The sequence below is a fragment of the Leeuwenhoekiella marinoflava DSM 3653 genome (assembly GCF_900129005.1).
Lineage (GTDB): Bacteria > Bacteroidota > Bacteroidia > Flavobacteriales > Flavobacteriaceae > Leeuwenhoekiella > Leeuwenhoekiella marinoflava.
On record NZ_FQUN01000005.1, the window covers coordinates 103,709 to 116,110 of the forward strand.

Genomic DNA, 12,402 nt, shown 5'->3' on the forward strand with positions numbered 1-12,402 from the left:
TAAAAAATATCTTTTTATCCGACATTTATTCCGTTCAAATATTGAAATATTAAATAAAAGTGTTATATATAAATTAATTTAGTCTTTATTTGTAGTAATTTTACTACAGACATAAAATGAATTTTCTTCTCTATTCAGTACTTTAGAAATCGTTTATATTTGCGACTTCAAAAAGCTTAAAATGAATATTATCATCAACCCCACTTACTTTCCGGATATTATAACTACTGCAGCGCTTATTCAAGCTGATAACATAACCTTAGAGGTCTGTGATAATTATCAAAAACAGAGCTATAGAAACCGAATGTACATAGCTACGGCTAATGGTAAATTGCTTCTCAACATACCCATAAAGCACACAAAAAAAGAAGGTCATAAAAAAACTGCTGAAGCTTTAATAGAAAATAATTTCCTATGGCAGCGACAACATTGGCGTTCTCTTGTTATTGCATACAGAACTTCACCTTTTTTTGAATTTTATGAAGATGATCTTTATCCTATATTTCACAAAGAATATAATTCTCTATTAGAATTCAACCGAGCAAGTATTGCTTGTGTTTTAGAAATGCTGGATGTTGATATAGACTTGGCGCTTACTCAGAGATACATTAAAGATTATTCTGACAAAACTGATCTGAGATTTTTAGCAAACGCAAAGCGAAAAGACAAATTAAAAATGCCTGCTTACAGACAAGTTTTTGAAGAACCAAACGGTTTTATATCTTATCTAACCGTTCTAGATCTCATCTTCAACCTAGGTCCAGAAGCAATTACTTACTTAAAGAATTTGGATTTGAATCTATAAATTCAATACTGCTTCGATAGGAAAATGATCTGAGTACTCAACATCAAAGGTTTTAAAAGCTGCCACTTCAATCTGTGGATCTGGTAAAATAAAATCTATTCGCAAGGGAATAATATCGAATATAAAGGTCTGGCCAAAACCACTACCTTTTTCTACAAAAGCATCCTTTTTTTCTCCTCGTATTTTATGATAGGTGTAAGAGAACACCGTATTATTAAAATCTCCTGCTACAATTTTCTTATAACGACAATTTTTCTCGTGAGTCAAAAATAAATTGGTTTGTTCTTGCTGCTTTTTAAAGGATCTTCCTAACCTTCCTATCAATGACTTCGTATTTTCTTTTTCAAGCGCTCCCAGCTCAGGAGTTAGCGCTAGAGACTGCATATGCATATTATATATGCGCAGCGTGTCCTTATCTTTTACAATATCAGCAAAAAGTGCATTATTAAAGGTGCTTTCAAACTCGAGCGAACCGGCTTTAACAATTTTATATTTAGAATAAATAGCTTGTACATTAGCGTGCTTTCCATCTTTTTCTCCAAAATAAGAATACGGGTAATCCAGTTGCGGAGCTCCATGTTTTGAAAATTCTTGAAAACAAATGATATCAGGATTAGTCTTTTCTATAAGATCTAAAACACCTTTTTTAATCTCTTCGGAAGAAAAAATTTCACTTCTAAAAACGTGTGCGTTATAACTGAATATTTTTAGTTGTCTTTGAGTTTTTACAATTTGATCTGGCGCTATTCCTGAACTTAATTTATACAACGTACTTCCTTGAAAAAACCAAATAATCAACACTAAAGCAGAAAGTAAAAGTTGCTTTTTTAAAAGCAACAACCAATAAATAACAAACAAAATATTTGCAGCTATCAATACGGGAATAACCAAGGTTAAAACCGATAAGGGTGGGAAAATTTTAGGTGGAAAATAAGGTAAAATATAGCTTACTAGTAATAACACAGCAAATAAGCTGTTGAGTAAAAAGACTAATTTGTTCCAAAAGCTTAACTTCTTCATTAATTTTCCTTTCCTGCTTTAAAGAGAAAATCTTTATCTTCCTTAGACAAGCTGTCGTAACCACTTTTACTGATTTTATCTAAAATGGTATCTACACGCACTTGCTTTTCACTTTTAGACATTCCGGCTGCTGGGCGCTTGGTTGCTGTTGATCTGTTTTTATAAACCGTTTTCATTTTGGCTTTCTTTTCAGATTTAGGCTTCGGTTTAAAATAATTTACAACTGTATTCATAAATCGCTCCCACCAGGCTCCTATATCATTTCCTTTGCCCAATTGCTGAGCATAAGCATAACCAAAGATTGCCCCTCCCACATGCGCAAGTAATCCGCCTGCATTACCAGAAGATGGGATTTGTATCAAATCAGTAAGCACAACAAAGACTCCTATATGCCAGAGTTTGACATTGAAGAAAATAATGCGTACTTCAGTGTTAGGCGTATATGCAGCTATAAAAATCATTATCGCTCGTACCGCAGCACTGGCTCCTACTAAATAAGCGCTAGAGCTAATCAAGACCGGAAACAGGTTATATGCAGTTACGAACAGAACTCCGCCAGCTAAGGCTCCCAGAAGATAAATGGTTAAAAAGCGCTTTTCGGTAAAAAGATTTAAAACAATTTGACCAAACCAGTATAAAACCAACATATTCCAGAAGATATGCCAAAAATCACCGTGTAGAAAGGCATATGTAAGTAACGACCAAGGCTGAATAATTAATCTCCCTAAATCTGTAGGCAAACTAAACCACTGGGTAATAACCGCACCAGAATTGAGCACCCATTCTAAAAGCATAAAACCTATCCAGATCAAAACATTGATCACGATAAGTTTTACAACAATATTTGCTGTTTTAAATTGGTAACTTAGACTGGGACTTGCCATATTTTAATACCAGCGTTTATCATTAAAACTATTCTTTTTCCAATACCACATCATTATAAATCCAAAGATTGCTCCTCCAATATGAGCGAAGTTTGCAATATTCTGACCAAACAAAGAAAAACCAGTAACACCAGAAAATAAATCTAAAAGAATTAACCCAGGTATAAAAAATTTAGCCTTGATCGGTATCGGTAAAAATATGAGCATCAATTCTGCATTAGGGAATAGCATTCCAAAAGCCACCAACACTCCATATATTGCTCCAGAAGCTCCTACTGCTGAAGTGGAAAATGCCTCAATCATACCACGTACTTTCTCAGGATCTCCTACATTAGGATATGAATATTGACCAGATTGTTGAATACCCGTAAATGCTTTATTTAGTGTTTCTGATATTTCTGCTGGAGTCAAACCGGCATTTATTAAAACCTCATAACCCGCCTGATAATGATAATACCCCACTAAAGTATGTATTAAAGCAGCTCCCAAACCTGCTGAAAAATAAAAGAATATAAACTTATTACGTCCCAACGTCTGCTCTACAGGACCTCCAAAAGCCCATAGCGCATACATATTAAAAAGAATGTGGAAAATACTGTTCTGGTCGTGCATAAACATATGCGTAAAAGGCTGCCAGAACTGAAAATTAGGATTCTCAGGAAACCACAGTCCAAAGAGTTGAACCGCGTTAGGTAATAAAAATTGTGATCCTAAAAAGAAAATCACATTGATGATTAAAAGTACTTTTACAGTTTCAGTTATTCTACCCATTAATCTGGTTTGAAATGTTTAAACGCACAATGGCGCTTTTAATTATGCGTTAAATTTACGATCCAGCTCGTCTACAGTAAGCGTAATAAAGGTTTTTTTAAGAAATGGAGACATCGTAGGTTCTGTACAGGCAAATAATTTGTTGACCAAATGCTCTCTGGACAATTCGTCTAATTTCTCACCGGTTTTAACAGCCATACTTTTTGCCATACTTTTTGCCAAAACATCGGTCTGACTAAAACCGGTGTCTGGCACTTCTTGTTCTACATCACTTAATAATTGTTCCAAAACGATAGAAACTTCACTTTCCTGAATACTCGCAGGTATACCAGAAACTTCAAGAACACCGTCTTCGGGCATATCAAGTGCAAAACCTGTATTCTCTAAAGACTCTTTTAAATCTTTAAATATTGCAAGTTCGGCGGGAGAATAATCCAATCGTAAAGGAAATAGCAATTGCTGACTCACAGATTCTTTCACAGTAATATTCCGAAGGAATTCTTCATAAAGCACACGTTGATGCGCTCGCTGCTGATCTATAAGCATCATACCACTCTTTATCGCGCTTACGATATATTTATTATGTAGCTGATAGGTATTTGCTGAATCGCTATCCGTTTCTTTTAAATCGTTAAACCCTTTGCTCTCGTGTTCTACAAAAAGAGATTCCGGTTCCGATTCATTTTCTATTTGTAAATGACTGAAAGAATTAGAACTATTTCTTTTATCAAGTCCTTCGTAAATATTCTCCCATCCCGCTGCACTTTTCTTTTCGTAATGAGGAGTTCCAGTAAAGCTATTGGTCTTCACTTTCTGCTCTTGCTCAAACGGATTAAAATGACGGTCTACTTCTACTTTGGGTACTTGCGCTTCTTTATTTTTATAGGAATACGGAGTATCCATATTAGATTCTCGGTTAAAATCAAGTACCGGAGCAATATTAAACTGACCTAAACTGTGTTTTACTGCTGCGCGTAAAAGTGTATAAATCGCGTGTTCATCTTCAAACTTCACCTCTGTTTTAGTTGGGTGAATATTGATATCGATTGATTTAGGATCAACTTTTAGATAGATGAAATAACTCGCTCGCGCACGATCTGGTAACAAACCATCAAAAGCAGCACTCACCGAATGATTTAAATACGGATGTTTGATAAAACGATCATTGACAAAGAAAAACTGTTCTCCTTTAGTTTTCTTCGAAAATTCAGGTTTTACGATAAATCCGTCAATATTTACAATCTCTGTATCTTCAGTAACCGGCACCAGTTTCTCATTGGTTTTTGGCCCAAAAACACCTACAATTCGTTGACGTTTATTCGCTTTAGGTAAATTAAATAGTTCGCTATCGTTGTGATATAACATAAACACAATAGACTCATGAGCTAATGCTACACGCTGAAACTCGTCAATTATATGACGTAATTCTACAGAATCTGATTTAAGGAAATTTCGCCTTGCGGGAATATTGAAAAATAAATTTTTTACAGCTATAGAGGTTCCTTGAAGTGTCGCACAAACCTCCTGAGATTTGATAACACTACCTTCAATTTCTATTTGAGTTCCTACCTCTTCACCTTCAGGTCTAGTCTTTAATTCTACGTGTGCAACTGCCGCTATTGAAGCCAGAGCTTCGCCTCTAAAACCTTTTGTATTCAATGCAAAAAGATCATCTGCAGAATTGATCTTTGAAGTAGCGTGACGCTCAAAACTCAGACGTGCATCTGTCGTGCTCATCCCTTTACCATCATCTATCACCTGAACAAGCGTACGACCTGCTTCTTTAATAATTAATTTGATCTGTGAAGCACCGGCATCTATGGCATTTTCTAATAACTCTTTTACCACAGAAGCTGGTCGCTGCACAACTTCACCGGCAGCTATCTGGTTTGCTACGTGATCGGGTAAAAGCTTAATGATATCAAACATGAAGTGTGTTTACTTAAGCCCTAAAGATACCTGTTATAGGTATTGCGGGTATCGTTTAATTAAAAAGTGAGCTTGAGAATTTTAAATAATTATTGTCCGAAAAAGATACTCAAATCAAAATCGATAACAACTAAGAATAGAAAAACAAGTACAAGAACAATATATAAGGTAAGCCGGTTTGCACGTTGATCTGGATTGTATTTAAAATCGTCTATTGCTGTGTTGAACTTAGATTTTAAACCTTTAGACTCCAGCGTAGCTTTGCGGTACTTATCAAATTTAGATTCTAATTTGTAAGGACTACCTTCTCCCTCAAAATAACGAGGACTGTAGCTGTATTTCTTATTCTTACGTGTTTTTAAAATTCCCATAATTCTTAAAATTCAAAGTTACAATAATTGATAGAAAGCTTTGCAAAGCTTCGGACTTTGATATTCAAAAAGCATTCCAACTTTTAGATTTGCCTTAAGCTAAAGTTACGCAAACTATTGCAATACGAATTTTAAAAAGTAGGTTGACTAAAATTTTGCATCTTTACGTAATTGCGCCATTTTAATAGCAGCAACTGCAGCTTCTACACCTTTATTGCCGTGCTGACCTCCGCTACGATCTATAGCCTGTTGCATCGTATTATCGGTAAGGACACAAAAAATAACAGGAATATCACTCTGAATATTCAAGTCTTTTATACCCTGAGTTACCCCGTCACAAACAAAATCAAAATGCTTCGTCTGCCCCTGTATAACACTTCCTACAGCAATAACCGCATCGAGCATATCATAACACTGCTGCATTTTTTTGCAACCATAAATCAATTCAAAACTTCCCGGGACATTCCATCTTACGACATTTTCTTTAAGAACGCCGCAGTCTATAAATGTATCAAAAGCACCTTGAAAAAGACCTTCTGTGATGTCATGATTCCATTCAGAAACAACAATCCCAAACCGAAAATCTTTCGCGCTTGGGATTGTTGTTTTATCGTAAACAGACAAGTCTGTTGTAGCCATAATTTATATTTTTTAATCAGCTTTTGTCATACCTAAATACAAAGGCACGTTTGCTGCTTCTGCAGACTCGCTATAATCTTCTTCAATAGTATTTAAAAAAGAAGCAGCTTTGTCATTTTCGCCAAGAGCAATTGCAGTTTGTGCAGCTTTCATTAAAAAGCGTGGGGTTGTAAAGTCGTTTGCTTTCATTTCTGCAGCTTTCTCATAATAAGAAAGTGCATCTTCAGGCTGCTCCAGTTGCATAAATGCATCACCTATAGCCCCTTTAGCAAGAGGCGCAAGCATCATATCATCACTGCTAAAATCTTCTAACTGATCTATAGCTTCCTGATATTTATTAGTATTCAAAAATGCCATCCCCGCATAATAATGTGCAAGATTACCGGCTTTTGTACTTCCGTAATTATCTATAATATCAAGAAAACCATATTTACCTTCACCTCCATTAAGAGCAAGACTAAATAAAGAATCTTTTTCTACGCTACCCTCTATAGCTTCGTTAAAATAATTCTGAGCTTGATACATCTCATTAGATGCTTCTAACTCTTTAGGCTCTTGAATAAATTTTTCAAATGCCAGATACCCTAACACTGCAAGTACAATTACTGCAATACCAATGAAAATAGGTTTTTGATTTTCTTCTACCCAAGCTTCGGTTCTGGTTGCACCTTCATCAAGTGAATCAAAAACTTCTGCCGTTGCACTTTCTTCGTGCACCTGCTCCTCTACTTCTTCTTTGGTCTTAGGTTTATAACCCCTTTTTTGATATGTGGCCATACTTTAACTTTTGTTGGGCGCAAAAATAAAATTTTTATTCAATATTAATAGCGTATTGTTTTGTTATTTTTCAATAATTTGCATAAGCTACAATTATATTTCAACCCTTTATTTTACAGGGTTTTAGTATTTTAAACTCGCATATTACTTTATGATTCTCAAAGCTCTTTCGCTTATTAACTATAAAAATTTTGAAACTGCGTCTTTTACACTCGATTCAAAAATTAACTGTTTTGTAGGGAATAACGGGGTTGGAAAAACAAATATACTTGATGCAGTCTACCATCTTTCTTTCGGAAAAAGCTACTTTAATCCCATCACCACTCAAAACATCAATCACGCTGCTGATTTTTTTGTAATTGATGGAATTTACGAAAAACATGACCGGGAAGAAAAGGTGATAGTAAGTGCTAAAAGAGGTCAAAAAAAGGTAATCAAACGCAATGCTAAAGTTTATGAGCGTTTTTCTGATCATATAGGTTTTTTACCACTCGTTATCATTTCGCCAGCAGACAGGGATTTAATTATTGAAGGCAGTGAGACCCGTCGTAAATTTATGGATGGTGTTATTTCGCAAAGCGATAAGAACTATCTTGACACACTGATCAAGTACAATAAAACTCTTTCTCAACGCAATGCTTTACTGAAATATTTCAACCTAAATCATACGTTCAACCCGGAAACCTTAGCGATATATAATGAGCAAATGACTGCTCTGGGTAACGTTATTTATGAAAAACGAAAAGCCTTTCTAGAAGCCTTCACTCCAATTTTTAAAAAGCGCTATGCTGCAATAAGTGGAGACAAAGAAGAAGTAAAATTGAAGTACAAAAGCCAACTTAACGATGCTCCTTTAGACAAACTTTTCACAGAAAACCTTAAGAAGGACCGTGCTTTGCAATACACCAGCGCAGGAACACATCGGGATGATTTGAGTTTTAAAATCGAGTCGCATCCCATCAAGAAATTTGGCAGTCAGGGACAGCAAAAATCATATCTCATCGCTTTAAAATTGGCGCAGTTTGATTTCATAAAAGCACAAAGTAACACCACGCCTATTTTGTTATTGGATGATATTTTTGATAAGTTAGACGAGAGTCGGGTAATGCAAATTATAGATCTGGTCAACGATGAAAATTTCGGACAGTTATTTATAAGTGATACGCACGCAGATCGCACCGAAGCAATTGTAAAAGAAATTCATCAAACCTATAAACTTTTTAAACTTTGAGAAAAATACTAATAAGCATCTTAGCATTAGCTCTTTTTGGCTGTGCCGAAAATAATCCCAAAGAGCAACTTAAAAACCTTAATGGCTATTGGGAAATAAAATCTGTTGATTCTCCTTTCGGAAATGATAGAGCTTACAAATTCAACGAGCGGGTAGATTATATAGAGCTACAAGATAGCATAGGTTTTAGAACTAAAGTGCTTCCGCGAATAGATGGTACTTTTGTAAATAGTGATACCAAAGAAACTATTATTGCAAGAATAATAAACGACTCATTACGTTTAAATTACAGCACTCCATTTGATAAGTGGATAGAAACTGTTTTAAAAGCAGATGGTAACGAATTACAGGTTAAAAATAACCGAGGTATGATTTATACCTATTCTAAATTTGAAAAAATAAATATTACTGATTAATGGCTAGACGTGAAGCAGACCCTAAATCTATGCGAGATGTATTGGGCGCATTTGTAGAAAAAAATAAACTTCAAAAAGGAATAGACAAAGTTGATGTCGCTGAAGCTTGGCGCAATGTAATGGGACCAGCTATCGCAAAATATACCACACAAATAAAATTAGACGGAGATCGCTTGATTATTCAGTTGAGTTCATCTGTGCTACGAGAAGAACTAAGCTACGGAAAAGAAAAAATTCAACGTAATCTCAATGAAGAATTAGACAGAGAAATTATTAAGAAATTAATCTTGAGATAATTACAAAAAAGTAGACCTAAAAAAAGCGACCTATGAGTCGCTTTTTTTAGGTCTAAATGATAAAGAATTAGAACAACTCTCTACCTGAAAAATGAAAAGCACCTTCAATAGCAGCATTCTCATCACTATCACTACCGTGTACTGCATTTTCCCCTAAAGAAGTAGCATATAACTTTCTAATAGTACCTTCCGCTGCATCAGCAGGGTTAGTAGCACCTATTAAAGTTCTAAAATCTTCAACAGCATTTTCTTTTTCTAATATAGCAGCAACAATAGGTCCTCTGCTCATAAACTCAACAAGCTCGCCATAAAAAGGACGCTCGCTGTGCACTGCATAAAACTCTTTTGCATCTGCAACAGTCATCTGAGTTAATTTTAAAGCTACAATACGAAATCCTGAAGCTGTTATTTTCTCTAATATTGCACCGATGTGTCCGTTTTCAACAGCATCTGGCTTAATCATGGTAAACGTTCTGTTTGTTGCCATTTTTTGTGTTTTAATAATTTTGCTTTTCAATATAGAAGCAAAATTTCTTGTTTTTAAAATCGGTGCAAAAGTAATTCTTTTAATTACAATAGCGAGTAGCTTAGCGATTATTAGTAATCCTGTTGCATTTCGCCTAAAATCTCACCGCCTACACCGATGATTTTCATATCTATTCTATTTGAATTCAAGCTTATATCTACCAAACCATAACTTCTGACACTTACCACCTCGCCTACTCGGTACTTATTAGGCTCTCCATCATAAGCTGTATAAGAATGTGTCAATCCGCTTGAAGTAAAATCAATTAAGGGGTAATCGAGATCTTTCATAACCTTTTTAGAAAATTCTGAAATATGCCGATCACCGCTTAAAACCAAAACAGCATTAGCATTTGATCTTTTTACAACTTTTATAAACCGCTTTACTTCCTTCGGAAAATTACCCCAAGTTTCAAAACCGTGTTCAGCACTCAATAATTGAATACTGCTCATTATAATTGTAAAGTCCGTTTTTTCTGCAAGCTGCTTTTTAAACCACTGCCATTGCTGCTCCCCTAAAATAGTTCCATTTTTAGCTCGATGCGGTTCATAACGCTTATCAGGATTTGCTGAAGCTTCAAGCGACGTTCTAAAATAGCGGGTATCTAAGACAATTATTTTTATAAACTTTCCATTTTTTGAATAAGTTTTCGAATTATATATTCCCTCTTTCTTCCGTGAAGGTGCATCATCAGGCACATCTAGAAAATCAAGAAATAAGTTCTGACTCTCGTGTTTTTTAGCGTAAGCTGCACCACCGTCATTTATACCATAATCGTGATCATCTCAAGTCCCTAAAACTTCGGTATGTACTATAAAATCGCGATACGCAGGATTGCTTTTTTGCTCTGCATACATCGCTTCCATCTTAGACATATCTTCGGTATCTGCATAAATCACATCACCTCCCCAGATAAAAAGATCGGGATTACGATTGCCCATATCTTCCCAAAACGGATTGGGTAAATCTACTTTATTACAAGAACCAAAAGCGATTCTAAAAACATCTGGATTTTGCTCTTGGGCTTCTAAAAAACTAAAGTAAAAAAGCGTTATTAAAAGAAGATAAATATTGGTTTTAGAAATTTTAAACATTGAAAGTACGAGTTAGAATATTTCAAAAATAAGATTTCCCATATTAAGTCTAGATGAAGAAATTGTATATTCGCCACCTATGAAAGAATCAGAATTAGCCTTACTTAAAGAGCTTTTAGCTACACCGAAAAAAATTGTAATAATTCCTCATAAAAATCCTGATGGTGACGCAATGGGTTCTACTCTTGCACTTTATCAGTATTTAAATAAAACCGGTCATTCAGCTAACGTTATTTCACCTAATGATTACCCCAAGTTTTTAAAATGGTTACCTTTTGAAAATACGGTTGTAAAATATGATTTACAAAACAAGAAAGCAGTAAGACTTATCAAGGAAGCAGAACTCATTTTTACGCTAGATTTTAATGCTTTATCTAGAGTTGCAGAGATGGAAACTACACTGCAAAAGGCTACTGCTAAATTTGTAATGATAGACCATCATCAGCAACCAGACGATTACGCAGTTGTCACCTATAGCGACATCACAGTTTGCGCTACCTGCCAAATGGTTTACCATACGTTTGAAATGCTTAATGCTACTGATCTAGTTGATGCAAAAATGGCGACCTGTTTATACACTGGTATCATGACCGATACCGGCTCGTTTAGATTTAGATCAACAACCGCTACTACACATCGCGTTATTGCAGATCTTATAGAAAAAGGCGCAGATAATGCCTTTATTCATGAGAAAATTTACGACGCTAATAATTTCTCAAGATTACAATTATTAGGCACAGCGCTTACGAACTTACACCGCCTAGAAGAATACAGAGCTGCTTATATCACGCTTTCTCAAGAGGAATTAGATGCCCACGATTATCAAAAAGGAGATACCGAAGGTTTTGTGAATTATGGTCTTTCATTAGAAAACACCGTCTTAGCTTTGATTTTTATCGAAAATAAACAGGAAGGAATAATTAAGATTTCTTTACGTTCTAAAGGTGATTTCTCGGTTAATTTAATGGCGCGTGAACATTTTGAAGGTGGTGGTCATACCAACGCTGCAGGAGGAAAAAGCGATCGCTCTTTAGAAGAAACCGTTGCGTATTTTATTAGTATATTACCCCAATACAAAGACGCTTTAAATGAATAAACTCATCGGCTTAATACTTTTGCTTTTTCTGGTAGCGGCCTGCAAAACTCCTGAAGCCCGCAAACCCGTAAGTCATTCTAGCGGTTCTTATATTGATGTTTCAATTGCTCGTAATAAGGAATTAAATAAAGCCGATGAAGCTGCCATAAAAGAATTAATGGCAGCAAATCCTCAGTATGAATATTTTACTTCAAATAAAGGATTCTGGTATTATTATAATGTAAAAGATACTACTGCTTTACCTACAGCAGAAACAGGTGATCTGGTTATTTTTGATTATCAAATTAATGCTCTTGATGGAACCTCTATTGTAACAAAAAATGAACTCGGGCCACAAACCTATCAAATAGAACAAAGTAATCAAGATTTGATCTCCGGACTTAAAGACGGACTCAAATTGATGAAAGAAGGAGAAACGGTTACTTTTTTACTGCCATCTCATAAGGCTTTTGGTTATTATGGTTATGAAGACAAAATAGGGTCAAATTTACCTATACAAACCCGAGTAACACTCAACGATATAAAACAAAGCAATACTGAAAATTAA

The 12,402-nt window shown here is 35.2% G+C and carries 16 protein-coding genes; 6 read left to right on the plus strand and 10 right to left on the minus strand.

Translation table 11 applies throughout. The annotated features are described in order from the left end of the window. The first annotated feature begins 181 nt into the window (after positions 1-181). Complete coding sequence (locus BUB91_RS04110) at positions 182-805, plus strand: WbqC family protein (protein WP_073097370.1); 624 nt, start codon at positions 182-184, stop codon at positions 803-805. Here the strand turns inward: BUB91_RS04110 and BUB91_RS04115 are convergent. From BUB91_RS04115 to BUB91_RS04145, 7 genes are all read right to left on the minus strand, one after another. Continuing rightward, positions 800-1,825, minus strand: coding sequence for an endonuclease/exonuclease/phosphatase family protein (locus tag BUB91_RS04115; protein WP_073097373.1), 1,026 nt, complete (start codon positions 1,823-1,825; stop codon positions 800-802). The genes BUB91_RS04110 and BUB91_RS04115 overlap by 6 nt on opposite strands. Continuing rightward, on the minus strand, positions 1,825-2,709 hold the full coding sequence (locus tag BUB91_RS04120; RefSeq protein ID WP_073097375.1) for a rhomboid family protein: 885 nt from the start codon (positions 2,707-2,709) through the stop codon (positions 1,825-1,827). Before BUB91_RS04120 ends, BUB91_RS04115 begins: the two co-directional genes overlap by 1 nt. A gap of 3 nt (positions 2,710-2,712) precedes the next feature. Further along, on the minus strand, positions 2,713-3,480 hold the full coding sequence (locus tag BUB91_RS04125; protein WP_073097377.1) for a rhomboid family intramembrane serine protease: 768 nt from the start codon (positions 3,478-3,480) through the stop codon (positions 2,713-2,715). Between the two features lie 42 nt (positions 3,481-3,522). Beyond that, positions 3,523-5,409, minus strand: coding sequence for a DNA mismatch repair endonuclease MutL (gene mutL, locus BUB91_RS04130; RefSeq protein WP_073097379.1), 1,887 nt, complete (start codon positions 5,407-5,409; stop codon positions 3,523-3,525). 89 nt (positions 5,410-5,498) lie between these two features. Continuing rightward, on the minus strand, positions 5,499-5,780 hold the full coding sequence (locus tag BUB91_RS04135) for a riboflavin synthase subunit beta (RefSeq protein WP_073097381.1): 282 nt from the start codon (positions 5,778-5,780) through the stop codon (positions 5,499-5,501). A gap of 147 nt (positions 5,781-5,927) precedes the next feature. Next, the gene (gene ribH / locus BUB91_RS04140; RefSeq protein WP_073097383.1) at positions 5,928-6,419 is read right to left on the minus strand and encodes a 6,7-dimethyl-8-ribityllumazine synthase; all 492 of its coding nucleotides are present in this window, start codon (positions 6,417-6,419) and stop codon (positions 5,928-5,930) included. Between the two features lie 12 nt (positions 6,420-6,431). Beyond that, positions 6,432-7,196: a tetratricopeptide repeat protein gene (locus tag BUB91_RS04145; protein WP_073097385.1), complete on the minus strand. Its 765-nt coding sequence runs from the start codon at positions 7,194-7,196 to the stop codon at positions 6,432-6,434. Positions 7,197-7,347: 151 nt separating this feature from the next. On the opposite strand from BUB91_RS04145, the gene recF reads away from it, so the two are divergent. The 3 genes from recF to BUB91_RS04160 are packed head-to-tail and all read left to right on the plus strand — an operon-like array spanning position 7,348 to position 9,139. Beyond that, positions 7,348-8,427 (plus strand): DNA replication/repair protein RecF, encoded by a 1,080-nt coding sequence (gene recF, locus BUB91_RS04150; protein ID WP_073097387.1) that lies wholly within the window; start codon positions 7,348-7,350, stop codon positions 8,425-8,427. Next, the gene (locus tag BUB91_RS04155; protein WP_073097389.1) at positions 8,424-8,843 is read left to right on the plus strand and encodes a hypothetical protein; all 420 of its coding nucleotides are present in this window, start codon (positions 8,424-8,426) and stop codon (positions 8,841-8,843) included. The genes recF and BUB91_RS04155 overlap by 4 nt, the downstream gene beginning before the upstream one ends. Then, positions 8,843-9,139 (plus strand): DciA family protein, encoded by a 297-nt coding sequence (locus BUB91_RS04160; protein ID WP_073097391.1) that lies wholly within the window; start codon positions 8,843-8,845, stop codon positions 9,137-9,139. The genes BUB91_RS04155 and BUB91_RS04160 overlap by 1 nt, the downstream gene beginning before the upstream one ends. 67 nt (positions 9,140-9,206) lie before the next feature. On the opposite strand, the gene BUB91_RS04165 is transcribed toward BUB91_RS04160, so the two are convergent. From BUB91_RS04165 to BUB91_RS21220, 3 genes are all read right to left on the minus strand, one after another. Continuing rightward, positions 9,207-9,626 carry a nucleoside-diphosphate kinase gene (locus BUB91_RS04165; protein ID WP_073097393.1) on the minus strand — a complete coding sequence of 140 codons (420 nt, stop codon included), beginning with the start codon at positions 9,624-9,626 and terminating at the stop codon, positions 9,207-9,209. 110 nt (positions 9,627-9,736) lie between these two features. Next, positions 9,737-10,363: an alkaline phosphatase D family protein gene (locus BUB91_RS21215; protein ID WP_241652564.1), complete on the minus strand. Its 627-nt coding sequence runs from the start codon at positions 10,361-10,363 to the stop codon at positions 9,737-9,739. 87 nt (positions 10,364-10,450) lie between these two features. Beyond that, the gene (locus BUB91_RS21220) at positions 10,451-10,759 is read right to left on the minus strand and encodes a metallophosphoesterase family protein (RefSeq protein WP_241652563.1); all 309 of its coding nucleotides are present in this window, start codon (positions 10,757-10,759) and stop codon (positions 10,451-10,453) included. Between the two features lie 79 nt (positions 10,760-10,838). On the opposite strand from BUB91_RS21220, the gene BUB91_RS04175 reads away from it, so the two are divergent. Together BUB91_RS04175 and gldI are read left to right on the plus strand one after the other, a co-directional pair. After that, entirely contained in the window at positions 10,839-11,855 is a 1,017-nt protein-coding gene (locus BUB91_RS04175; RefSeq protein ID WP_073097395.1) for a DHH family phosphoesterase, read from the plus strand. After that, positions 11,848-12,402, plus strand: coding sequence for a gliding motility-associated peptidyl-prolyl isomerase GldI (gene gldI / locus BUB91_RS04180; RefSeq protein WP_073097397.1), 555 nt, complete (start codon positions 11,848-11,850; stop codon positions 12,400-12,402). Before BUB91_RS04175 ends, gldI begins: the two co-directional genes overlap by 8 nt.